Annotated in this window: 23 protein-coding genes; 18 read left to right on the plus strand and 5 right to left on the minus strand. The window is 44.5% G+C overall.

Annotated elements, in window-relative coordinates:
- Positions 1-2: 2 nt before the first annotated feature.
- A complete protein-coding gene (gene queA / locus C7460_RS20920) occupies positions 3-1,049 on the minus strand; it encodes a tRNA preQ1(34) S-adenosylmethionine ribosyltransferase-isomerase QueA (RefSeq protein WP_115870094.1) in 1,047 nt (348 codons plus the stop codon).
- A 124-nt stretch (positions 1,050-1,173) separates the two neighbouring features.
- On the opposite strand from queA, the gene C7460_RS20925 reads away from it, so the two are divergent.
- The gene (locus C7460_RS20925) at positions 1,174-2,427 is read left to right on the plus strand and encodes an ABC transporter permease (RefSeq protein WP_115870095.1); all 1,254 of its coding nucleotides are present in this window, start codon (positions 1,174-1,176) and stop codon (positions 2,425-2,427) included.
- On the opposite strand, the gene C7460_RS20930 is transcribed toward C7460_RS20925, so the two are convergent.
- On the minus strand, positions 2,414-2,782 hold the full coding sequence (locus C7460_RS20930; RefSeq protein ID WP_115870096.1) for a VOC family protein: 369 nt from the start codon (positions 2,780-2,782) through the stop codon (positions 2,414-2,416). The two genes, C7460_RS20925 and C7460_RS20930, sit on opposite strands and share 14 nt — an antisense overlap.
- Positions 2,783-2,815: 33 nt before the next feature.
- Positions 2,816-3,835, minus strand: coding sequence for a recombinase RecA (recA, locus tag C7460_RS20935; protein ID WP_115870097.1), 1,020 nt, complete (start codon positions 3,833-3,835; stop codon positions 2,816-2,818).
- Positions 3,836-3,939: 104 nt separating this feature from the next.
- On the opposite strand from recA, the gene C7460_RS20940 reads away from it, so the two are divergent.
- The 8 genes from C7460_RS20940 (at position 3,940) to tsf (ending at position 10,268) form a co-directional block, all read left to right on the plus strand.
- Positions 3,940-4,959, plus strand: coding sequence for an aminopeptidase (locus C7460_RS20940; RefSeq protein ID WP_115870098.1), 1,020 nt, complete (start codon positions 3,940-3,942; stop codon positions 4,957-4,959).
- 170 nt (positions 4,960-5,129) lie between these two features.
- Positions 5,130-5,816, plus strand: coding sequence for a response regulator transcription factor (locus C7460_RS20945; RefSeq protein ID WP_115870099.1), 687 nt, complete (start codon positions 5,130-5,132; stop codon positions 5,814-5,816).
- 9 nt (positions 5,817-5,825) lie between these two features.
- Positions 5,826-6,911 (plus strand): sensor histidine kinase, encoded by a 1,086-nt coding sequence (locus tag C7460_RS20950; RefSeq protein WP_115870100.1) that lies wholly within the window; start codon positions 5,826-5,828, stop codon positions 6,909-6,911.
- Complete coding sequence (locus C7460_RS20955; protein ID WP_115870101.1) at positions 6,904-7,629, plus strand: RluA family pseudouridine synthase; 726 nt, start codon at positions 6,904-6,906, stop codon at positions 7,627-7,629. Before C7460_RS20950 ends, C7460_RS20955 begins: the two co-directional genes overlap by 8 nt.
- Before the next feature lie 101 nt (positions 7,630-7,730).
- On the plus strand, positions 7,731-8,174 hold the full coding sequence (rplM, locus tag C7460_RS20960; RefSeq protein WP_115870102.1) for a 50S ribosomal protein L13: 444 nt from the start codon (positions 7,731-7,733) through the stop codon (positions 8,172-8,174).
- An 8-nt stretch (positions 8,175-8,182) separates the two neighbouring features.
- Positions 8,183-8,569 carry a 30S ribosomal protein S9 gene (rpsI, locus tag C7460_RS20965; RefSeq protein WP_115870103.1) on the plus strand — a complete coding sequence of 129 codons (387 nt, stop codon included), beginning with the start codon at positions 8,183-8,185 and terminating at the stop codon, positions 8,567-8,569.
- A 9-nt stretch (positions 8,570-8,578) separates the two neighbouring features.
- Complete coding sequence (rpsB, locus tag C7460_RS20970; RefSeq protein ID WP_115870104.1) at positions 8,579-9,337, plus strand: 30S ribosomal protein S2; 759 nt, start codon at positions 8,579-8,581, stop codon at positions 9,335-9,337.
- Between the two features lie 100 nt (positions 9,338-9,437).
- Positions 9,438-10,268 carry a translation elongation factor Ts gene (tsf, locus tag C7460_RS20975; RefSeq protein ID WP_115870105.1) on the plus strand — a complete coding sequence of 277 codons (831 nt, stop codon included), beginning with the start codon at positions 9,438-9,440 and terminating at the stop codon, positions 10,266-10,268.
- An 84-nt stretch (positions 10,269-10,352) separates the two neighbouring features.
- On the opposite strand, the gene C7460_RS20980 is transcribed toward tsf, so the two are convergent.
- Entirely contained in the window at positions 10,353-10,832 is a 480-nt protein-coding gene (locus tag C7460_RS20980) for a hypothetical protein (protein WP_115870106.1), read from the minus strand.
- 115 nt (positions 10,833-10,947) lie between these two features.
- Complete coding sequence (locus tag C7460_RS20985) at positions 10,948-11,928, minus strand: zinc dependent phospholipase C family protein (RefSeq protein WP_185148310.1); 981 nt, start codon at positions 11,926-11,928, stop codon at positions 10,948-10,950.
- Between the two features lie 143 nt (positions 11,929-12,071).
- Here C7460_RS20985 and rpsT point away from each other — a divergent pair, with 143 nt between their 5' ends.
- The 9 genes from rpsT to C7460_RS21030 all read left to right on the plus strand — a co-directional run bounded on the left by rpsT (position 12,072) and on the right by C7460_RS21030 (position 22,466).
- Positions 12,072-12,323 carry a 30S ribosomal protein S20 gene (gene rpsT, locus C7460_RS20990; RefSeq protein WP_115870107.1) on the plus strand — a complete coding sequence of 84 codons (252 nt, stop codon included), beginning with the start codon at positions 12,072-12,074 and terminating at the stop codon, positions 12,321-12,323.
- A gap of 91 nt (positions 12,324-12,414) precedes the next feature.
- Positions 12,415-13,116 carry a RadC family protein gene (radC, locus tag C7460_RS20995; RefSeq protein ID WP_115870108.1) on the plus strand — a complete coding sequence of 234 codons (702 nt, stop codon included), beginning with the start codon at positions 12,415-12,417 and terminating at the stop codon, positions 13,114-13,116.
- Between the two features lie 6 nt (positions 13,117-13,122).
- Positions 13,123-13,731, plus strand: coding sequence for a DUF1684 domain-containing protein (locus C7460_RS21000; RefSeq protein WP_115870109.1), 609 nt, complete (start codon positions 13,123-13,125; stop codon positions 13,729-13,731).
- 131 nt (positions 13,732-13,862) lie between these two features.
- Positions 13,863-16,268 carry a phenylalanine--tRNA ligase subunit beta gene (pheT, locus tag C7460_RS21005; protein ID WP_115870110.1) on the plus strand — a complete coding sequence of 802 codons (2,406 nt, stop codon included), beginning with the start codon at positions 13,863-13,865 and terminating at the stop codon, positions 16,266-16,268.
- Entirely contained in the window at positions 16,269-16,580 is a 312-nt protein-coding gene (locus C7460_RS21010; protein ID WP_115870111.1) for a DUF3450 domain-containing protein, read from the plus strand.
- Entirely contained in the window at positions 16,577-16,861 is a 285-nt protein-coding gene (locus tag C7460_RS21015) for a cell division protein ZapA (RefSeq protein WP_115870112.1), read from the plus strand. Before C7460_RS21010 ends, C7460_RS21015 begins: the two co-directional genes overlap by 4 nt.
- A gap of 80 nt (positions 16,862-16,941) precedes the next feature.
- Complete coding sequence (gene rny, locus C7460_RS21020) at positions 16,942-18,501, plus strand: ribonuclease Y (RefSeq protein ID WP_115870113.1); 1,560 nt, start codon at positions 16,942-16,944, stop codon at positions 18,499-18,501.
- A 93-nt stretch (positions 18,502-18,594) separates the two neighbouring features.
- On the plus strand, positions 18,595-20,574 hold the full coding sequence (locus tag C7460_RS21025; protein ID WP_115870114.1) for a DUF3858 domain-containing protein: 1,980 nt from the start codon (positions 18,595-18,597) through the stop codon (positions 20,572-20,574).
- Complete coding sequence (locus C7460_RS21030) at positions 20,571-22,466, plus strand: DUF3857 domain-containing protein (RefSeq protein WP_115870115.1); 1,896 nt, start codon at positions 20,571-20,573, stop codon at positions 22,464-22,466. The genes C7460_RS21025 and C7460_RS21030 overlap by 4 nt, the downstream gene beginning before the upstream one ends.
- The last annotated feature ends 138 nt before the right edge of the window (positions 22,467-22,604 follow it).

The following is a 22,604-nucleotide window of genomic DNA, read 5'->3' on the forward strand; positions in this document are numbered from 1 at the left end:
ACTTAGATGATCAGCATAGCATCACCATAGGTGAAAAATCTATACTTTTCTTTGATTGCCGTCTGGTATGCATCCATGATGAGGTCATAGCCACCAAATGCTGCTGCCATCATGAGTAGTGTAGACTCTGGCAGGTGGAAGTTTGTCACCAGGGCATTGCAAATCTTGAAATCATACTGAGGGAAGATAAACTTATCCGTCCATCCTTCATTGGCTTTGAGACGACCACTAGCAGACACAGAAGACTCCAGGGTACGCATCACCGTAGTACCTACAGATACTACTCTTCGCTTTTCGTCCAAGGCCCGGTTTACACGATCAGCGGTAGACTCAGGCACTATGTAGTTCTCACTGTCCATCTTATGTTTCGTAAGATCCTCTACATCTACCGGACGGAAGGTACCCAAACCTACATGCAGAGTGATAGGGTCTATATCTATACCCTTAATTTCCAGACGCTTCATCACCTGCTGCGTAAAGTGCAATCCCGCAGTAGGAGCCGCTACAGCACCCACATGCTCTGCATATATAGTCTGGAATCGCTCACGATCTTCTGGCTCTGCAGCTCGCTCTATTCGCTTTGGCAAAGGAGTTTCACCCAGACGATCAATCATCTTATAAAAATCCGTTTCATCGCCATCAAATAGAAAACGAATGGTTCTTCCTCTTGAAGTGGTATTATCGATAACCTCAGCTACCAATTCACCCTCTCCGAAGTATAATTTATTACCCACACGTATTTTTCGAGCAGGATCTACCAATACATCCCATAGCTTCATTTCCTTATTGAGTTCTCTCAAAAGGAATACTTCAATTTTGGCTCCGGTTTTCTCCTTGTTTCCATACAATCTGGCAGGAAATACTTTGGTGTTATTGATCACCATCATATCACCTTCATCAAAATAATCTACTATATCTTTGAAAATCTTATGCTCGATTTCGCCAGTGTCCTTGTGGATCACCATCAATCTGGATTCGTCACGGTTTTCGGTAGGGCGTAGAGCTATATGGCTAGAGGGTAGATCAAACTTAAACGCGGATAACTTCATATTGAATTATTGAGATTTTTTAATCGTATCTAGATTAAATAAGTCCGCAAAATTAGCAAATAGTTTTGTTTTTTTACTATAAAAATCATATTACCTTACCAGTTGTAAACCCAAAAACGACGCTGTGCTCATAATCCGCCTTATCCTGGAAAGCTTCCGTTTTGCATGGAACGCTCTGCGTATGAACCTCCTTCGCACCACTTTGTCATTACTCGGTGTTACAATCGGCATATTTGCCATCATAGCGGTATTTACCTTAGTAGATTCTCTGGAGCGCAGCATCAAAGACAGCCTCAACTTTCTGGGCACCAACAATATCAATGTAGAAAAATGGCCGTATGGATTTGGGGGTGGTCCCTATCCGTGGTGGAAATACCTCCAGCGCCCGCACCCTACTTTTGACGAGTATGAGTTTTTGCAAGAAAATGTAAAAAACGCCAAAGGCATTTCCATCTTCGCAGTGCGAGGAGGCATTACTGCCAAATACAACAGCAGTAGTAGTATGGACCTAGACCTGGTAGGCGTGGTGCATGGCCATAAGGACGTGTACGAAATACCAATTATCAAAGGGCGGTATTTCACACCTCAGGAAGATCAGGCAGGCCGAAATGTGGTGATTCTCGGTCACCGGCCAGCATCAGAGCTCTTCCCCGATCAAAACCCGATCGGTAAAGAAATAAAAGTACGCGGACTCAAATATTATGTGATAGGGGTGATCAAAGAAGAAGGAGACAGCTTCTTAGGTGCTCCCACCAATGATGAAAATATTTATCTTCCTTACAAATCTTTTCTCAAGGTATTTTACTCTGGGCAACGCAGAGGCGTGGGCTCACGCATCACCGTAAAAGGCCTAGACAAGGACATAGGCCTGGTAGAACTTGAGGCAGAGCTCCGTGGGCTCATGCGTAAAAAACGAGCACTCAAACCAAAAGAAGAGGACAATTTTGCTCTCAACCGACCAGAAGCTATTGCCAACTTCATCGGCAGCACTTTTGATGTCATTGGTCTGGCCGGATGGGTCATCGGTGGGTTTTCCATCCTCGTGGGAGGGTTTGGTATAGCCAATATCATGTTTGTATCTGTGAGAGAGCGTACCAATATCATAGGCATCCAAAAATCACTTGGAGCCAAAAATTATTTCATCCTCTTCCAATTTCTTTTCGAATCAGTTTTTCTCAGTGTTTTAGGAGGAGGGTTCGGCATTCTGATGGTGTGGCTGCTATCGTTTATAAGCCTCGGATCTCTTGAGCTGGTGCTGAGCTTTTCGAATATTGCGCTGGGCCTTGGAGTCTCAGCTATCATCGGAATGGCATCTGGTATCATTCCTGCAGCCATGGCTGCCAGGCTGGATCCTGTAATTGCAATCAGGACGCAGTAAACTCTCCGATGTGCCACAAGACACCTGCAGGGTCATGTAGAAAAAACTCACGCCCCCAGTCCTCTGATTTGATCTCAGATAGCCTACAAGCTTTGTATCGAGATGGAAGCGAAAGACTCGCCAACTGGTCGTGATAAGCGTCCAGGTTGGCTACTTCCAGAAAAATCATTGAATTGTTTAGCCACTGCTTTTGGTAGTAATCCTGCAAATAAAAACTAAAGCTACCCAAGCGAAACAGCGACATCCCCTGATCGATCACTACCTCATCAAAACCCAGCAAGGCATAAAACTCCCGGGAGTCTTTATATGACCTGGCACCTACAAAGGGTCGTATCGATTTTACATCAGGCTGCATAAAAAAGCCCCTTGCGGGGCTTATGTCTTAAGGTTATTCTACAGGAATTTCTTCTTCTACTCCTGCGATTTTCGCTTTGATCTTTGTCTCGAGTTCTTCCATCAGCTCCGGATTGTCTTCCACCAGCTGCTTCACAGCATCCCGGCCCTGACCGAGTTTGTTTTCGTTATACGAAAACCAGGAGCCTGATTTCTTAATCACGTCTAGCTCTACGCCTATATCGATGATCTCTCCGGCTTTACTGATACCCTTACCATACATGATATCAAACTCCACCACCTTAAACGGAGGTGCCACTTTGTTTTTCACCACCTTCACACGAGTACGGTTACCGAGCACATTATCGGCACTTTCTTTGATCTGCCCAATACGGCGAATATCCAGACGCACTGACGCATAAAACTTCAGTGCATTACCACCAGTGGTGGTTTCGGGGTTGCCAAACATCACACCGATCTTTTCTCGAAGTTGGTTAATGAATATACAGGCACAGCCCGTTTTGTTGATAGCTCCGGTAAGCTTACGAAGAGCCTGCGACATCAGTCGGGCTTGCAGTCCCATTTTACTATCTCCCATCTCACCTTCCAGCTCGCCTCTAGGTACAAGTGCCGCCACTGAATCTATCACTACGATATCCAATGCTCCAGACCGAATCAAATGCTCCGCTATTTCCAGCGCCTGCTCACCATTGTCTGGCTGAGAGATCAGTAGGTTTTCTGTATCGATACCTAGCTTCTCCGCATAAGTTTTATCAAATGCATGCTCCGCATCTATGATAGCAGCCAGTCCACCTTTAAGCTGAGCCTCTGCTATACAATGCATGGCCAGTGTAGTCTTACCCGAAGATTCCGGTCCATACACTTCTATAATACGGCCCTTTGGGATACCCCCTACTCCGAGCGCCATATCCAGACTCAGCGAACCCGTGGATATCACAGGCACATCCAATACTTTGTTGTCTGACAGCTTCATGATCGTACCTTTTCCGTACGTTTTCTCCAACTTATCGATGGTCAGCTGTAGCGCCTTGAGTTTTTCAGAGTTTTCAGCCATTACTATTATCGTCTATTATTTAGTTTGCTCTTTTAATTACAACTTAGCAAAGTTATGCGTTTAACACAATATTTTTAGTAAAAACTAATTTTATTAGCATTTAAATGATAAAAAAGGTCCTTGGAGCCATTTTGCTGATTATAGTAGCATTTTCCTTATGGAATTGGGAACTGCTGAGCTACGGATATGATCAGGCAAAAGGCCAGCTAAAAGTCATCTGGGAAGCCAGACCTGTTGAAGAATTCCTTCAGGATCCCAACTACCCCGATTCGCTCAAACAAAAACTAAACCTTGCGCTAAAGGTTCGACAATTTGCCATTGACTCCCTGGGCCTCCACAACTCTGACAATTACACCAAACTCTACGACCAGGGTGGCCAAACGCTTCTTTGGAATGTGTCGGCATCTCAGCCTTATGAACTCACAGCTTACTATTGGAAATATCCCATTTTGGGCAAAATGCCGTACAAAGGCTTTTTCGATCTAGAAAAGGCCAAAAAGGAAGCTCGCGCATTGAAAGAAAAAGGATTGGACGTACGCATTCGCACAGTGAGCGGATGGTCTACTCTTGGCATCTTAGAAGACCCACTACTATCCAACATGCTAGAACGCAGCGATGGCGCCCTGGCAGAGGTCATCATCCATGAGCTCACCCACGCCACCATCTTTGTAAAAGGAGAGATAGAGTATAATGAGAATCTGGCGTCATTCATCGGAGAGCAAGGCGCCCGGGAATTTTTGAAGGCTCACTATGGCGACAGTTCTGCTCAGCATCTGGAGTATCTCCGGGCTGAGGCTGACAGCAAAAAACTCACACAGGTCATACTAGCAGGCGCCCAAAAACTTGACAGCCTGTACGCTACCTTTAAGGATAGCTTGCCCATAGCTCGAAAAGACACCTTAAAAAACCGAGCCCTTCGTCAGATTAAAGCCCGGCTGGATACCACCACCTTTTTTAATCTAAAGTACAACAGACTCTTTGACAACACCCTGCCCAACAATGCATACTTCATGGCATTTAGAAGGTATCATGACCAGGAAGATTCTATCAGAGGCATTTACGAGCAGTACCACCAAAACCTCAAACTAATGCTCAAAGACCTGAAAAGAATGCATGGGAAATGAGTCTTAGTTAACAATTTGTTACCTTTTTACCTGAAAATTGATTTCTGTTTAATTTTGAATAATATCGAAAGACCAACGGTGTTTTCGAGGTTTATCTCCTTGCAGCATTCTGGTGCGTTAAGTTTAAGTGAAGAAAAGGTTAAACCAACTTTAAAAACAAACAAAGACGAATGGCTAAGCATAACCAAAAAATCCTGGTTGTAGACGATGAAGCAGACATCCTGGAACTCCTTAAATACAATCTGGCAAAAGAGGGGTATGAAGTGAAGACTGCTGCAGATGGTGTGAAAGGTGTAGAAATAGCCAAAACCTTTACTCCTGACCTCATTTTATTAGACATCATGATGCCGAAGCAAGACGGTGTGGAGACCTGTCGTCAAATTCGCGAAATCCCAGAGCTTGCCAATACTTTCGTGATATTTCTTACTGCCAGATCTGAAGAATACTCAGAAGTAGCAGCTTTTGATATGGGAGCAGATGACTACATCACTAAGCCTATCAAACCTCGAGCACTGGTCAGCCGTATCAATGCGCTCTTTCGAAGAGAGTCTAAAAAGAAAAAAGAATCCAATAAAATCTCTGTGGGAGAGCTGGTAGTAGACCGCACCAGCTATACCGTTTTTGTAGACGAGCAGAAAATCAGCTTACCTAAAAAGGAATTTGAGCTGCTTTACTTTCTTGCTCAAAACCCAGGGAAGGTATTTAGCCGTGACGAACTCCTCCAAAACATTTGGGGGACCGACGTATATGTACTGGCACGCACGGTAGACGTACACATCCGAAAAGTCAGAGAAAAAATTGGCGATGGATATATTTCCACTGTAAAAGGTGTGGGATACAAGTTCGACACCAACTAGATTTGATGCATGATCATTAACTCGCGTGGGCTAGCACTACTATTGGCCTCTGTGATCGCCTTGATCACAGTGGCATTTCTAATGCTGGTGCCAAGTATTATCAACGAAGCGTTGGTAATTGCATTTGGCATTTCATTTTGTGCTGCTTATATACTTATACGTCTTGTACTAGAGTTTCTATTCTTTAGACACATCAATTCCATACATGAGGCCCTCGACACCATCAAAGATCAGGAACTGGCAAACCTGACCAAACCCGCCAACAAGATCAGCCTCAACCCGCTTAAGCGCATCAATAGAGACATCTATACTTACGCAGAAAATAAGCAACGAGAAATTCAGGAACTCAAACGCATGGAGACCTTTCGTCGTGAGTTCATCGCCGACGTATCTCACGAGCTTAAAACCCCGATATTTGCTGCCCAGGGCTTTGTACACACCCTGCTGGATGGAGCTGTAGAAGACAAAAAGGTAAGAACCAAGTTTCTGAAAAAAGCAGCCAAAAGCCTGGATGGGCTAGACCTGCTCGTGCACGACCTACTTACGATCTCGCAAATGGAAACTGGTGAGATCAAGATGCATTTCGAAAACTTTGATATTGCCGCCCTCACAAAAGAAGTAATCGACCAGCTGGAAGGCAAGGCAGAAAAGAGAAGAATCACAGTCACTCTGGAGGGAAAGAATGAGCAACACTTTGTCAAAGGTGACTACCAGCGCATCTATCAGGTAATGATGAACCTGGTAAGCAATGCCATCAAATACACCCGCAAAGAAGGAGAAGTCTCCATTTATTTTGAAGAGCGAAACAATGAGGTCACCACTTTTGTAAAAGACAATGGCAGAGGCATACCGCCAAAAGACCTGAAACGGATATTTGAGCGTTTCTACCGTGTAGAAAAAAGTCGATCAAAAGAAAAAGGTGGTACAGGCCTGGGACTCGCCATCGTAAAGCACATCATGGAAGGCCACGACTCCTCCGTAAACGTAGAGAGCGAAGTAGATGTGGGCTCAATATTTAGTTTCAAACTCAAAAAAGGTAAACCTGTAGCGCATAGATTTGCAGAGGAAGAAGACGAAGAGGACGACTATGCATAAATACGTAAAAGGAATCACCCTAAAAGAGCTCATCTTATTTGAAAACGACAACTACCTGGTCATCAACAAACCTCCATACATTTCTACATTGGAGGACCGCAACGACCCGATAGACATCCTAAAGCTCGCTAAAGAGCATCATCCAGACGCACAAGTATGCCATCGACTAGACAAAGAGACCTCAGGTGCCCTCGTCATAGCCAAACACAACGATGCATACCGGCATTTTGCCATTATGCTCGAAAAGCGTCAGGTGAAGAAAGTATATCATGCCGTGATCGCAGGCATTCATGAGTTTGACAACTTGGAAGCAGATCAGCCCATCCTTCCTTCCAACAGCAAATCACGGATAGACTTTCGTGCTGGCAAACCCTCACTTACACTTGTCTCCACTTTAGAAACATTCCGTGCACATACATTGATCAAGTGTTTTCCGGTAACAGGCCGCTTACACCAGATTAGAGTACATCTGGCCTTTCATGATGCTCCTATTTGTGGAGATCCGGCTTATGGAGGAGACTTTGTCTACCTCTCTCAGCTCAAACGAAATTTCAACCTTTCGAAAAACACAGAACAAGAGCGCCCAATCATTCCGCGCGTCGCTTTACATGCACACGATATAGCCTTTCGTGATTTAAACGAAGAAATCATAGAAGTGGCAGCACCTTACCCCAAAGATTTTGCAGTTTTGGTTAAGCAACTGCGTAAGTACCTGTAATTTAATTCATAAGGTAATTTTGGTTTTCCAGAATTAAACTTCTATTTTTGTGTCCCTTTTCTGAGGGGGAACCATTAAGTTCATCATAAACGATTAAAAAATTGGATACTTTAAGCTATAAAACAGTATCGCTAAACAATGCTACAGCAGAGAAGAACTGGGTCATCGTAGACGCAGATTCTAAGGTGTTGGGACGAGTAGCCAGCGAAGTAGCGAAAATCATCAGAGGCAAGCACAAGGCTAGCTACACTCCACACGTGGATTGTGGTGACAATGTGATTGTTATCAATGCTGATAAAATCCGTCTGACGGGAAACAAGTGGACTGAGAAACAGTACATCAGACACACAGGTTACCCAGGAGGTCAGCGATTTGAGACTCCACTTGAGGCTAAAGCCAAGTCTTCAAGACTCTTGGTAGAGAGAGCTGTAAAAGGGATGCTTCCTAAAAACAGACTAGGTAGCAAGCTCTACAAAAACTTATACGTGTATGAAGGTGCAGAGCACCCTCATGAAGCACAAAAACCGAAAGAAGTAAAACTTTAAAAACCTGAATGGAAATTATTAACACCATTGGAAGAAGGAAAACCTCTGTAGCTCGAGTGTATCTACAGAGCGGGAAAGGCGCAATCACTGTCAACGACAAAGAATTGGCCACATACTTTCCTTCTGAGATTTTACAAACCATCGTAAAACAACCTCTTGCTACTCTAGAGGTGGATGGAAATTATGATATCAACGTAAACGTTGATGGAGGCGGACCAAAAGGACAAGCGGAAGCTGTAAGACTAGCTATCGCTCGTGCATTGGTAGAGCTAGACGAGGAAAACAAATCTCCTTTGAAGAAAGAAGGCTTCCTTACTCGTGACCCACGTATGGTGGAGCGTAAGAAGTACGGACGCAGAAAAGCGAGAAGAAGATTCCAATTCAGTAAACGTTAAGATATCATAATGGAAAAATTAGAATACAAAGACTTATTGGATGCGGGTGTGCACTTTGGTCACCTTACCCGCAAGTGGAACCCTCAGATGGCGCCGTACATCTTCATGGAGAAAAACGGCATCCACATTATAGATCTCAACAAAACGCTTGTTGCGCTTGATGATGCTGCAGCTGCCCTACAATCTATCGTAAGATCAGGTCGTAAGGTGATGTTTGTAGCTACCAAAAAGCAAGCTAAAGAAGTAGTAGAAACTGCTGCTCAAAAGCTCAACATGCCTTACGTAACGGAAAGATGGCTTGGTGGTATGCTTACCAACTTTGCTACAATCCGTAAGTCATTGAAGAAAATGGCAGGTATAGACAAGCTCATGAAAGATGAGTCTTATGCTAACCTGGCAAAGCGTGAGCGTCTGATGATCACACGTGAAAAAGAAAAGCTGGAAAGAGTACTTGGCGGTATCGCTGACCTCAACAGACTTCCTGCTGCTCTATTTGTGATCGACATCAAGCGTGAGCACATTGCTATCGCTGAAGCACAAAAACTTAACATTCCTGTTTTTGCTTTGGTAGATACCAACTCTGATCCTACGCAGGTAGACTTCCCTATCCCAGGAAACGACGATGCATGGAAATCTATCAACCTGATCACAAACTACATCGCGAAAGCAGTAGAAGAAGGTCTGGCAGAGCGTAAGAAAGACAAAGAAGATGCTAAGCTTCAGGAAGAAGAGGCAGCTAAGAAAAAAGCTGACGAGCAAGAAGCTTAATCAATCATAATGAAATCATAAATCAAAGATTGAACATTGTCTACTGGCGGTGTTCAATTTTTGTTAGTAAGCAAGGCTAAAAACTAAAAAACATAACAGGATGGCTATAACTGCGAAAGACGTAAACAAACTAAGACAAATGACCGGTGCTGGCATGATGGATTGCAAAAAAGCATTGGTAGAAGCAGAAGGTGACTTTGACAAAGCTGTAGAGCTTCTGAGAAAAAAAGGCCAGAAGGTATCTGCAAAGAGAGCCGACCGTGAGACCACTGAAGGAGTAGTTGTAACTCGTACCAACGATGACAACACTAAAGGGATCGCTATCGCCCTGACTTGCGAAACAGACTTTGTAGCTAAAAACGAAGATTTCGTAGCATTGGCAAACCTGGCTGCTGATCTTGCATTTGAGCACAGCCCAGCAGACACTGACGCTCTGAAAGCACTTAGCGCTGGAGAAATCACTCTTGGTGAGAAAATCGTAGAAACTACTGGTAAAATCGGTGAGAAAATCGAAATCAGCAGCTACGTAGTACTCGAAGGAGAAGCTGTAGTGCCTTACATCCACTCTAATGGTAAATTAGGTGTGCTTGTAGTATTGAAAAACGTAAACGGTGCATCTGTAGAAGACGCTGGTAAAGACGTAGCAATGCAAATCGCAGCTATGAACCCTGTAGCCGTGGACAAGGATGGCGTAGACTCAGCGATCGTAGAGAAAGAAATCGAAATCGGAAAAGAGCAAGCTCGTCAGGAGGGTAAGCCTGAGCAGATCATAGACAAAATCGCTCAAGGTAAACTTCAGAAGTTCTTCAAAGAAAACACGCTGTTGAGCCAGGCATTCGTAAAAGACAACTCTCAGTCTATCCAGCAATACCTGGATAGCGTAAGCAAAGGCCTGACCGTAGCTGATTTCAAAAGAATCACTATCGGGTAAACCTCGATTACATACAGATATAAAAAAACCCATCGTGTTTGCGATGGGTTTTTTATTGACCAAAAAAATGTTACCAGCTGGGGATTAGTTTGCTTTGGATACCAAAGCAAAATCAACGGGAATTAAATTTTCATCAAACTCCAGATCTTCAGCACCTTTTTGTTTGGACTTCAATTTCATCCGATAGGCAATTCGATCCTGCGAAAAATCAGTGTACTTTATGAATGACTGCACTTTATACTTTTCATAGCGTTCGTCAAGGTAGTAAGACACAGTTACAGGAATGTTGTCAGTCAGATCCACCTCTTCCATTAGACGCTTCCCCGATACATTGTAAATGATACTTACCACGTTGCCTTCAAAAGCCACCTGGGCTTTTAGCAGTCCCTCTCCCAGCTCTACCCACTGTAGAGACTCACTTTTAGGGTAATAATGAAAGTGCCATTTCAGGATTTCAAACGAGACGTCATCTTCAGATATGGTAGTATGTTGCGCATACACCACACTACTAAAAAGCAAAAAGCTAAAACCGCTAATTATTAATCTTCTAATCAATCTACTCATATCAGCTACAGGTTGGTGATCATTATAAAATATATAGCAATATTTTACGAATTCACAAATATTTCAACCAAACCAGCAGATCAATCGATGAACGGGAATTCTTAGAACTTATCTTCTATTGCTCCACTAGCGTGCCACTTTCATGCCTCCTCAGCTTCACTGCCTCATCAACCATCAATTTTTCAGGAACTTTAGCCGGGATTAACAGATACTCAAGGTCCGGCTGCCCACCATCGATCCAGGCTGTATACCAAAAGTCTGCTACCATTTTGGTGGCCCTTCTGAGTTGTCGTTCCACCATACCATTGAGCCGGTCGTGATAGGCCTTGGAAAACTCGTAAGAATACACCCTCACTGTACTGACACCGCGCTCTTCAAAACTGTACTTCTTGTCCGAAGAAAACTCCTGAGTCAGCTCACGCTCAAAGCGCAGCACAGAGTCGAGCGCCTCATGCGCTTGGGTCACAGCATCCCACGCTGCCTCCTGGCAGTTTCTTATATAGGACGCCTTCCCTATCCATAGGTCATAGTCATCAAAAAATAACTCAGGGAGTCGCGACTCCCAAAACCCGTGAATACCTACCTGCCCAGTGAGCTGACCGTTGTAATTTTCCGTAGTATGTAATGGGACGTTCGCATCACCAATATAATGCCCCAGGTCTGCACTATACCTTAAAATTTTATCAGAATTGCGTTGAAGGAATGCCTGCGTGAGCTGATACTTTACCATAGATATATGCCAGGGCACCACACCGAAAGCATGAAGCGAATCCTCTCCATACATCGCCACAGCATCCTTCCAGTAACGTGGCAAGCGATACACCGCACTGTCTCCATACACATCCACATCTATATAGTGTCTGGGAGCTTCCAGCTTATTTACATACCTGCGCTTGTCAGGGTTTACCGCCTTCTCCGTGAGGTACTGAATATGCTGCTTGTAAAAACCAATCATCTCTGGGGGCAAGGAAAACACTGCATGCCTGTTGATTTTTTGGTGAGCAAAAAAGCCCCATCCAGAAGCCCCTATCAACAGCAGCAGCAACCCTACGGCAAAGGCGGCTCTACGGATAAAAAACCTTGATATTCGTTGCATGAAAGGACATTTTTAGGCTACTTCCGAAAATAGTAAGAAAATGCGAGGTAAAACATCATTTATGTTCGGGAATAGCTTTTGTTTTATTCACCACTTTTTCTATCTTTGCATCCCTTAAACAAGGATGAGAGAATAATAAGCTTATGGCAAATCATAAATCCGCATTAAAAAGAATTAGATCAAACGAAGCGAAAAGACTGAGAAACAGATATCAGCACAAAACTACTCGTACGTTTGTAAAAAGATTGAGAGAGACCACTGACAAGTCTGAAGCAGAGAAGCTTTTGGGTGAGGTGACGAGCATGGTAGATAAACTTGCAAAAAAGAACATCATCCATGACAACAAGGCTTCCAACCTTAAGTCGAGCCTTACGCGTCACGTACAGTCTCTATAAGTCTCCCGATCACTAAGATTGAAGGAATTAGCACCCTATTCATGTTTGAATAGGGTTTTTTATTATCTTCAGGTCAAGAGCCTGACAGATAATGGAAAAAGACACTCAACCCTACCTGGCGATCAACTACTGGGCAGAAGAGGACCGCCCACGCGAAAAACTGCTTTTGAAGGGAAAAACAGTCCTGACAGACGCAGAACTTGTAGCCATATTACTTGGCACAGGCACCACCACCCTCAGTGCTGTAGACCTGGCCAAACAAATCCTGGCCAGTGTCAATTACGATCTTCACGCGCTGGGCAAACTCTCCGTAAAGGACCTTACCAAATTTAAAGGCATAGGGCAAGCCAAAGCCATCACCATCGTGAGCGCGCTGGAGCTTGGCCGAAGAAGGAAAGAGGCAGACACACCAAAGCGCCTCAAAATAAAGTCTTCCACAGATGCCTACGAACTCATACGTCCTGACCTGACAGATCTGCCACATGAGGAGTTTTGGGCAATCCTCCTGCGAAAAAACAACGAAGTAATCAGCAAAGAACGCGTAAGTATTGGAGGAGTCTCTGCTACAGTAGCAGATCCAAAGATGATTTTCAAAAAAGCGGTGGATGCCCTGGCGGCAGGGATCATCGTCGCCCACAACCACCCTTCCAACACCAACCGCCCCAGTCATTACGACACTCAGCTCACCCAAAAACTCAAGCGAGCAGGAGAAGCTTTAGACATTCCTTTGTTAGACCATTTGATCATTACTGATCATGAATATTATAGTTTTGCGGATGAATCCAATCTATAAGGTCAAATGAAGAAAATCATATACCTGGCCCTTATCCTGGCCATTGCAGCCATTGCCTATAGCACCATGTCGGGCTCTGATGATCCGGCCTATATCCAACAAATAGCCGATGAGCGCGCAGAGCGGGTACGATACCTAAAAACCTCCGAAAGCTCACCCTTTCAACAATATGATCTGGATTTCTACCCTCTGGAGTTTTTTCAGATCGACCCGGCTTATAGAGTTCGTGCTAACTTGGAGCGCATCCAATCCCCATCGCGCATCAGCATCCCAAGCAGTGATGGCTCCAGTGCGCCCTATTCCAAATTTGCCTACGCCCACTTCACGCTGGACGGCCAAAAGCTCAAACTGCTTATCCTCAAACCTGCGGGATTTGGCGCCGTGCCCAATACGTATTTTACAGCCTTTGCCGATGCCACTAGCGGAGAAACCACCTACGGAGGCGGAAGATACCTGGATTTGGATATCGGCAAGTCGGACAACATCATCATAGACTTCAACAACGCCTACAACCCCTACTGTGCGTACACTTCAGAATATGCGTGCCCACTTCCTCCCCCCGAAAACCTTTTGCCTGTAGCTGTAGCAGCCGGCGAAAAAGATTATAACCATTAATTAACAAGGCATTTAGCAGGGGCTTCCCTATTTTTGCCGATTACAAAAATCACCAGAATGCTCTGGAGCAAAAGTGCTTCTCTGAGCGGCTGAATTCAATTTTAGATTACAAACTACAGACATATTCACGGATGAAAATTTCCTACAACTGGCTTAAAGACTATATAGCTATCAACGAAAGTCCTGAAACCATCGGCGATGTACTGACTCAGACTGGCCTGGAAGTAGAGGGCATAGAGCGCGTAGAGAAAATCCCTGGAGGACTCAATGGACTGGTGGTAGGAGAAGTAAAAACCTGCGTACCACATTCGAATGCCGACAAGTTAAAAGTCACTACTGTAGACATAGGCGCAGACGAGCTCCTCCCCATAGTCTGTGGGGCTCCTAATGTAGCTCAGGGCCAAAAAGTAATCGTAGCCACTGTAGGAACTACCATACATCCTGCTACTGGCGAGCCCTTCAAAATCAAAAAAGCAAAAATCCGTGGCGAAGTATCCCAGGGGATGCTCTGCGCAGAAGATGAAATAGGCATGGGCACGAGTCACGATGGCCTACTGATTCTGGACACTGACAAGCCAAACGGAACCCCCATAAAAGAGCTTTTCGAAACCGGTGAGGACTTTGTGTTTGAGATTGGCCTTACGCCAAATCGTGGTGACGCCACCGGGCATCTGGGAGCTGCCAGAGATCTGAGAGCTTACTACAACAGACCTTTGCTTTTTGCCGAAGAAGCCCCCAAGCCTATAAAAGAAAATCAACCGATCGAAGTATATGTGGAAGACCCTGTGGCATGTCCACGCTATTCGGGTGTAACCATTCGCAACATCAAGGTAGGCCCGTCTCCAGACTGGCTACAGTGGAGACTGAAAGCCATTGGCCTTTCTCCTATCAACAACATCGTAGATATCACCAATTACGTGATGATGAGTCTCGGGCAGCCCATGCACGCATTTGATGCCGCTCAGGTAAAAGGCAACAAAGTAGTTGTAAAATCACTTCCACAAGGCACAAAGTTTACCACGCTAGACGAGGTGGAGCGCAAACTGGATGCTGAAGACCTGATGATCTGCAACGAATCCGATGGCATGTGCATCGCGGGCGTATTTGGCGGTATAGACTCGGGTGTCAAAGACTCCACCACGAGTATCTTTCTGGAAAGCGCCTATTTCTCTGCCGATCATGTACGTGCAACAGCCATGCGCCATAGTCTTTCTACAGACGCCTCTTTCCGATTTGAGCGAGGTACAGACCCTGAGATGACCCTCCCTGCCTTACACATGGCTGTAGACCTCATACTCAAGCTCGCCGGTGGTGAAGTAGCATCAGAGTATGTAGACATCTATCCTACCCCTGTAGAGCCCGTAAGTATCCCTACTACATTCAGAAATTTCCACCGACTGATCGGTGTAGATATCCCGAATGAGCGCATCATCGAAATCCTCAACTTATTGGATATCGACACAAAAGACATTACTGACGAAGGCTTTGTAGCCGTGGTTCCAGCATTTCGTAGTGAGGTTACCCGCGAAGCAGACCTGGTAGAGGAAGTGCTCCGCATCTATGGATTCAACAACGTACCACTAGAAGAATCACTATCGGCAGGTCATCTGGCTTCCTTTAGCGAAAAAGAACCTTACAAGCTACAGGAAAACCTTTCGCTTTTTCTGGCAGGCAAAGGATACTCAGAGATACAAACCAACTCACTGACCAACCCAAAATACTTTGAAGACCTCAAGCTAGGCCAGGATCCGGTAGAGATTCTCAATAAGTCCAGCGAAGAGCTGGGTTACATGAAAACCTCACTGCTATACACAGCCCTGGAATCGGTGCGCCACAACATCAACCGTAAGATCAAAAACCTCAAATTCTTTGAGTTTGGAAAAACTTACAGCACTAAAGAGGGCAAGTATACCGAGCAAGAGCTACTAGGTGTTTACCTAACAGGCGACGATCATGAAGAGCACTGGATCAGCGATCCCACACCTCAGTCGTTTTACGATCTTTCGGGTACAACTAGAGCTATACTCTCTCAGCTCAAAATAGACACTTTTGAAACCCGACCGACGCAGGATGACCGATTCGCATATGGTCTGGATATCGTACTCAACAACAACACCATCGGCAGTCTGGGATTACTCAAATCCTCGATTACCAAATACTATGACATCAAGCAAGACGTTTTCTATGCAGAGATGCAGTGGGCTAAACTGATCAAAGCTGCAAAAGTAGAAAAGCAGTTTACTCCGCTCTCCAAATACCCGGAAGTGCGCAGGGACCTTTCGCTGGTTCTAGATAAAAAAGTTTCTTATGACGAGATTCACCGTTTGGCTTTTAAGTCTGAGAAAAAATTACTAACTAGAATCAACGTCTTCAGCGTATATGAAGGCGAAAATCTCGAAGAAGGCAAAAAGTCGTATGCGTTGAGTTTTTACCTGCAAGATGAAACCAAGACACTTACAGACAAGGTCATTGACAAAGTGATGAACAATCTTATTCGAGTGTTTGAAAAAGAAATAGGAGCTATCATTAGAAAATAAATGGGAAACGACACACTTAGATCAGAGTTACAACATCTGGAAAGACGCGTAAAACTGCTTATCAACGAGTATACCCGTCTAAAAGAAGACTTTGAAAATGTACGTGTGGAAAACCAGCACCTCAGAGGTCAACTGCAACAGCAGGAGGCGAAGCTTTCTAACTTTCAAAATCAAACGAAAATTAGTAAAATTGTAGAAAGCATGGTAGTCGGAGATACTGATTCGGATGAGCTGAAGGATGTGATTGACGACTATATTAAGGAGATAGATAAATGCATAGCTCATTTGGGTGAAGCGAAAGTGACCGAATGACAGAATTATCAATAAAGCTAAGAATAGGAAATCGGGAATACCCGATGAAGGTGAAAGCCGAAGATGAAGAGCGTATCAGACGCGCGGGCAAGATGATCAATGAAAAGATCAAAGGCTATCGCGATCAGTTTGGTATAGATGACAACCAAGATCTTCTGGCCATGGTAGCCTTTGATTGCCTGGTAGATAAAATGAAAAATGAGGAAACAATCGAGTCTACAGATGAGATTGCCCTCGATCAAATACGAAGCATTAGCCAGCTAATTTCCAATACCCTATAGCAGCCCTCCTTAGTTAAGTCAGTCCCTCCCAAGGACACCCCACCGACCACTATGTATGTTCATAACATACTATAGATTCAATGGATATATTATACATCGTATTTGCCCTGCTCGGAATAGGAGTAGGTTTCGGCGTAGATCGATTTTTGTTGAGCAAGAGTGTCAACAAAAAGATCAAAGAAGCCGAGGAAGAGAAAAAACTCATTTTAAAAGAAGCAGAAGTCACAGCAGAATCAATCAAAAAAGACAAGATTCTGGAAGCCAAGGAGAAATTTCTGAAACTCAAGTCCGAGTTTGAAGAAGAGTCAAACCGAAAGAAGAATCAGATCATCTCCAACGAGAACAAGCTCAAACAGCGCGAGTCCAACCTCAGCAAGCAAATAGAGCAAAACAAACGAGCTGAAGCCGAACTAGAGTCAATGAAGGAAAACCTTCAGGCTCAGATGGAAATCGTCAAGCGTCGCAAAGAGGAGTTTGAAAAGCTGAAAAACCAGCAGATCACCATACTGGAAAAGGTATCTAACCTCACAGCAGATGAAGCCAAAGCTCAGCTGGTAGAGACGCTAAAAGACGAAGCCCGTACCGATGCCTCGGCGCACATCAAGACGATCATGGAGGAAGCCAACATGACGGCTACCAAAGAGGCCAAAAAAATCGTGCTGCAGACCATCCAGCGTACAGCTACAGAGCATGCTATCGAAAACTGCGTGTCGGTTTTCAATATAGAAAGTGACGACATCAAAGGAAAGGTCATCGGCCGGGAAGGCAGAAACATTCGTGCTCTGGAAGCAGCCACAGGTGTAGAGATCATTGTAGATGATACCCCAGAAGCGATTATTATCAGTGGTTTTGACCCGGTAAGACGTGAAATAGCCAGACTATCGCTCCACCGCCTGGTGCAGGACGGACGTATCCACCCGGCACGCATCGAAGAGATAGTAGCAAAAACCACTAAGAACATTGAAGAGGAAATCGTAGAAATAGGTGAGCGTACGGTCATAGACCTGGGCATTCACGGTCTACACCCCGAGCTCATCAAGCTTGTAGGAAGGATGCGTTTCAGATCGTCTTATGGACAAAACCTCCTGCAGCACTCTCGCGAGGTAGCCAAGCTCTGCTCTACATTAGCCTCTGAGCTAGGACTGAACCCCAAGCTGGCCAAGAGAGCAGGACTGCTGCATGATATTGGCAAAGTTTGGCCAGATGAGCCTGAAAAGCCACACGCTATCATCGGTATGGAGCTAGCCAAGAAGTACAAAGAAAACCCTGAGGTATGCAATGCCATAGGTGCACACCACGATGAGATTGAGATGACTTCTATGATTTCTCCGATCATACAGGCATGTGATGCCATATCGGGCAGTAGGCCTGGTGCGCGCCGCGAAATCATGGAGCAGTACCTCAAGCGCCTCAAAGAACTGGAAGACCTTGCCGTAAGCTTTGACGGAGTAAATAAATGCTATGCCATCCAGGCGGGACGCGAACTGCGCGTGCTCGTAGATGCTGAAAATGTTTCAGATCAAAAAGCCGGAGAGCTGTCCTTCAACATCTCGCAAAAGATTGAAAAAGACATGCAATACCCCGGACAGATCAAAGTCACAGTAATTCGTGAAACACGGGCAGTGGCTTTTGCGAAATAAATATTCCCGTTCAGACACGATTTTCCATGAAAGTCCTGCTATTAAGCAGGACTTTTTATTTATTTGGTGATTTACATTCCTAACTAAATTGCCATGAGATTAACTATCCTAATGCTTACCTCATTTTTGTCCCTTCAGGTAAGCGCACAAAAAGATTCCTTCAAGTTTGGTAAAGTCAGCAAAGAAGAGCTGCAAATGACCGAATGCCCATTTTACCCAGAGGCAAACGCTATGATCCTGGGTGAAAAAGCCTTTTTGAGGTTTGAATACTCTGACCAAACCGGGTGGGGCTATCAATTAACCGTCACACGAAGAATCAAAGTTTTCAACAAGCTGGAAAAAGACATTGCCAATGTATCAATAGTAGTATATGATCCTGAATCAGGTGGTAGCAAAGAAGTGATTGCTAAAGTCAAGGGTTTCACATACAACTTGCAAGATGGAAAAGTGGTGAAAAGCAAACTCACCAATTCGGAGGAATATTATACCCGCCTTAGCAAGTACAGAACTGAAAAAAGTTTCGCAATGCCCGATGTTCAAAACGGCTCTGTTTTCGAATACGAATACTTGCTCTCTTCAGATTTCATCTCAACCCTTCGCACCTGGCACTTTCAGCACGAGCTACCTACAGCGTACTCTCATTTTGATTATGTCCTGCCCGAATACTTCAACTATACGGTAAGCCAGGTTGGCAATGTAATACCTATAGAACATCACGAAGAAAACGCAAGGGAGTCCTTTAGCTACCGATGGACTTCTCAAGGCGCCCTGGGCCAATCACAATCTGGCACCAGCACGCTGGAGTCCAACAGTAGAAGGTACAATAAGACTGCCAGAAATGTACCACCAGTGGAAAATGAACCTTTTATGAATAATAAGGTAGACCTTCCTTCCAGGTTAGAATTCCAGCTGATGAGTGTAGAAATGCCCAACAGCACTTTGAAAGTAGTGGCTGGAAGCTATGAGAAATTCAACAAAGAAATAATGGATTGGAGCAGCTTTGGTAAGACACTGGACAAAGGAAACTTCGCAAAAGACTTTGTAGCTACCTTGTCAGGTGATCAGGATACAAAAGCAATGGCCATCTACAACTGGCTAAGCAATCATTTTTCATACAACAACTACTATGGCTTTACTAGCTCCAGAGCGGGCCGACAGGCATTCAACTCAGCTGAAGGCTCGGTAGCAGACATTAACCTTTCTCTTGTGGCAGCATACCGCGAAGCGGGCCTCAATGCCCACCCAGTAATCCTAAGTACTCGAGGCAGCGGCTTACCACACCCTGTTTACCCTAACTACGAAGACTTCAACTATGTAGTGGCGGCAGTAGAAACTAGCAAAGGTTTCATACTCACAGATGCATCTACAAGCCTGAGCTTTGGCACCTTGCCAACAAGATGCCTGAATGGAAGAGGATGGATGGCCAAAGAAGGAGGTGGGCAATGGGTAACTTTAAAAGCCAATGCACAGCACTCTTTCCTTTCTTATAACAAACTGGAACTCAATGAAGGCGTGCTTTCTGGTAAGCTTAGTATCAAATACGGTGGATATTATGCCATAGATGAACGGAGCAAGTTGCGCAGCAAAGGCAGCGATGAATATGAACAGGATTTCTTTTCGAACAACTTTTCCTTTGATGTAACCTCTTTTGAGGTAAATGATGAGTCAAGAAACCTTCAGTGTTTTGCAGATATAGAGCATTCTTTAGGTGGTAGTGATGTACTATACATCAACCCCGTGACAATCGGGCTGGTTACAGAAAATCCTTTTAAACGAGAAGATCGGATGTCCTATATCGACCTTCCCTACCCTCAGGATAAGAAAATGATCACAACTATCACCATTCCCGAGGGGTACTCAGCAGAGCTACCGGAACCTACAGTAGTCACCCTTCCTGAGAATTCAGGGAAATTCATGTACACAGCCACGATAAATGGAAATACGATTTCTATCATGAGCAGCTTGAGGCTTCAGCGAACCATGTACGCTCCGAACGAATACGCTTACCTAAAATCGTTTTATCAACTCATGGCGGACAAGAACAATGAACTCATCGTATTGAAAAAGCTATGAAAAATGTCATCATTACAATTTCACTGTTCTGCTGTCTTTCTTCCTATGGGCAGTTGGTGCTCAAAGACATTCCTGACTCCATAGCATCGGGAGCCAATTATGTGACACTTCACGATGAAACCGTATTTACTATAGAAAGTCTCAGTAAATCACACCTGGAGAGAACTTATCGAGTTGCCATTCTCAACAAATACGCCAAATCACAAGGGCGGATAAGCTTACAATATGACGACTTCACCACTATAGATCACGCAGAAATACGGATACTTGACGCCAAGGGCAAGCAGAAAGAGCGTATCAAAACCAAAGATTTTGAAGATTATAGTGGCAAAGGCGGCAGCATGGCTTCCGATAGCCGCCTCTTATATTATCAGGTGGTGGAAAGTCACTATCCTTATATACTAGAAGTGAGTTATAAAATCAGCTACAAGGGGTCTATGTTTTACCCCTCCTGGACAGCACAAACGGGAGAAAAGCACGGCGTAATCTCCAAAACGCTTCAGGTAAATAGCTACAAACCGGACACCTTCCGGCACCTCAGCTCCGGCATAACCCCAACCACTAGCAGCTCTGAAGACTACCCCTCAACAACCACCTGGGCTGTCAACAACCTAAAGCCCTTCAAATACGAATCATTTAGCTACGAAATAGACGTCTACACCCCATCTGTCAGCCTCGCCCCAAACGAATTTGAAATGGACGGAGTAGTGGGCAATATGCGCACCTGGAAGGATTTTGGTGAATGGATGCTTAAACTAAACGAGCACCAAAACACCCTTACTGCTGATCAGTTGGTAGAATTTGAGCAGGTAATCAGACCTGATATGAGTACGGAGGAAAAAATCAAAGCCACTTACGAATACCTACAGCAAAACACTCGATATGTGAGTATTCAGCTCGGAATTGGTGGATGGAAGCCCTTCGAATCTGGATTTGTGCATGCGAACAAGTATGGGGACTGTAAAGCGCTCTCTTTTTACACGCAATCACTGTTAGAGCATATTGGTATCGAGTCTTATTACACCTTAATCCGAGCAAGGAGCAGTGCATCTGCAATCGATCCTACTTTTCCCAATGCACACTTCAATCATGCCATACTCACCGTGCCATTAGAGAAGGATACGCTTTGGCTTGAGTGTACTTCTCAAACGAATCCATTTGCCTATCAAGGTACGTTTACCAGCGGTCGGTATGCACTTATGGTAATCCCAGGCAATAGTCAGTTGGTAAAAACAAAAACCTATACGACTGATGAAAACCTTCAGGCAAGCAAAATTGCTATGACCATGAACCTGGATGGATCAGCTGACGTGACGTTATCCAGAACCTACCGGGGATTGGAAATCGAAAATGATGGATTCGACGAAGCATGTCTGGAGCCCGAGTCAAAACAACGCGATTGGTTTGTAGACGAGCACTCGTGGGGCACTATTGAGCTCAATGATCTCAAACTTACCTCTCCCAGCAAATCTGCAGTACCTACCGGGGTCATGGAATCGAGTTTTAAACTAGAAAATGCAGCGACAAAAAATGGTAACAGATTCTTTTTTGAGCCGTTACAGTTTTCCAATGTTTCCTATTACAAGCTTCACGACATAGACCGGCAAGTGCCTGTAGAAATCCGATATGGATATGCTCAGGCAGACACCATAGCGATTGATTTACCCATCAGCCTCCACACGGAGTACTTACCCAAAAGCCATGAAATCGATAGTGAGTTTGGAACCTACTCTGTTTCATTCGAAAAGAAACAGCAGCAAATTCAGATCATTCGCCACTTCGAATTAAACAGTGGCACCTTCGCACCAGAAACCTACAGCGAATTTAGAAGCTTTATCAAGGAGGTCCAGAAAGAAGATCGCAAACGGCTCGTGCTGATTGACAAAACCTAGACTTACCATTTTGATAAATCTCACTCCATAGTACCTGATGATTTTAGCACTTTAGCAATCACAAATTACGTCCAGTTTAAGCTTTGGTGAAGTTGCCATAATAGCATTTGAAGTAGTTGTTCTCAATGCTTCCTTTGC

Source organism: Marinoscillum furvescens DSM 4134 (assembly GCF_003386095.1).
Lineage (GTDB): Bacteria > Bacteroidota > Bacteroidia > Cytophagales > Cyclobacteriaceae > Marinoscillum > Marinoscillum furvescens.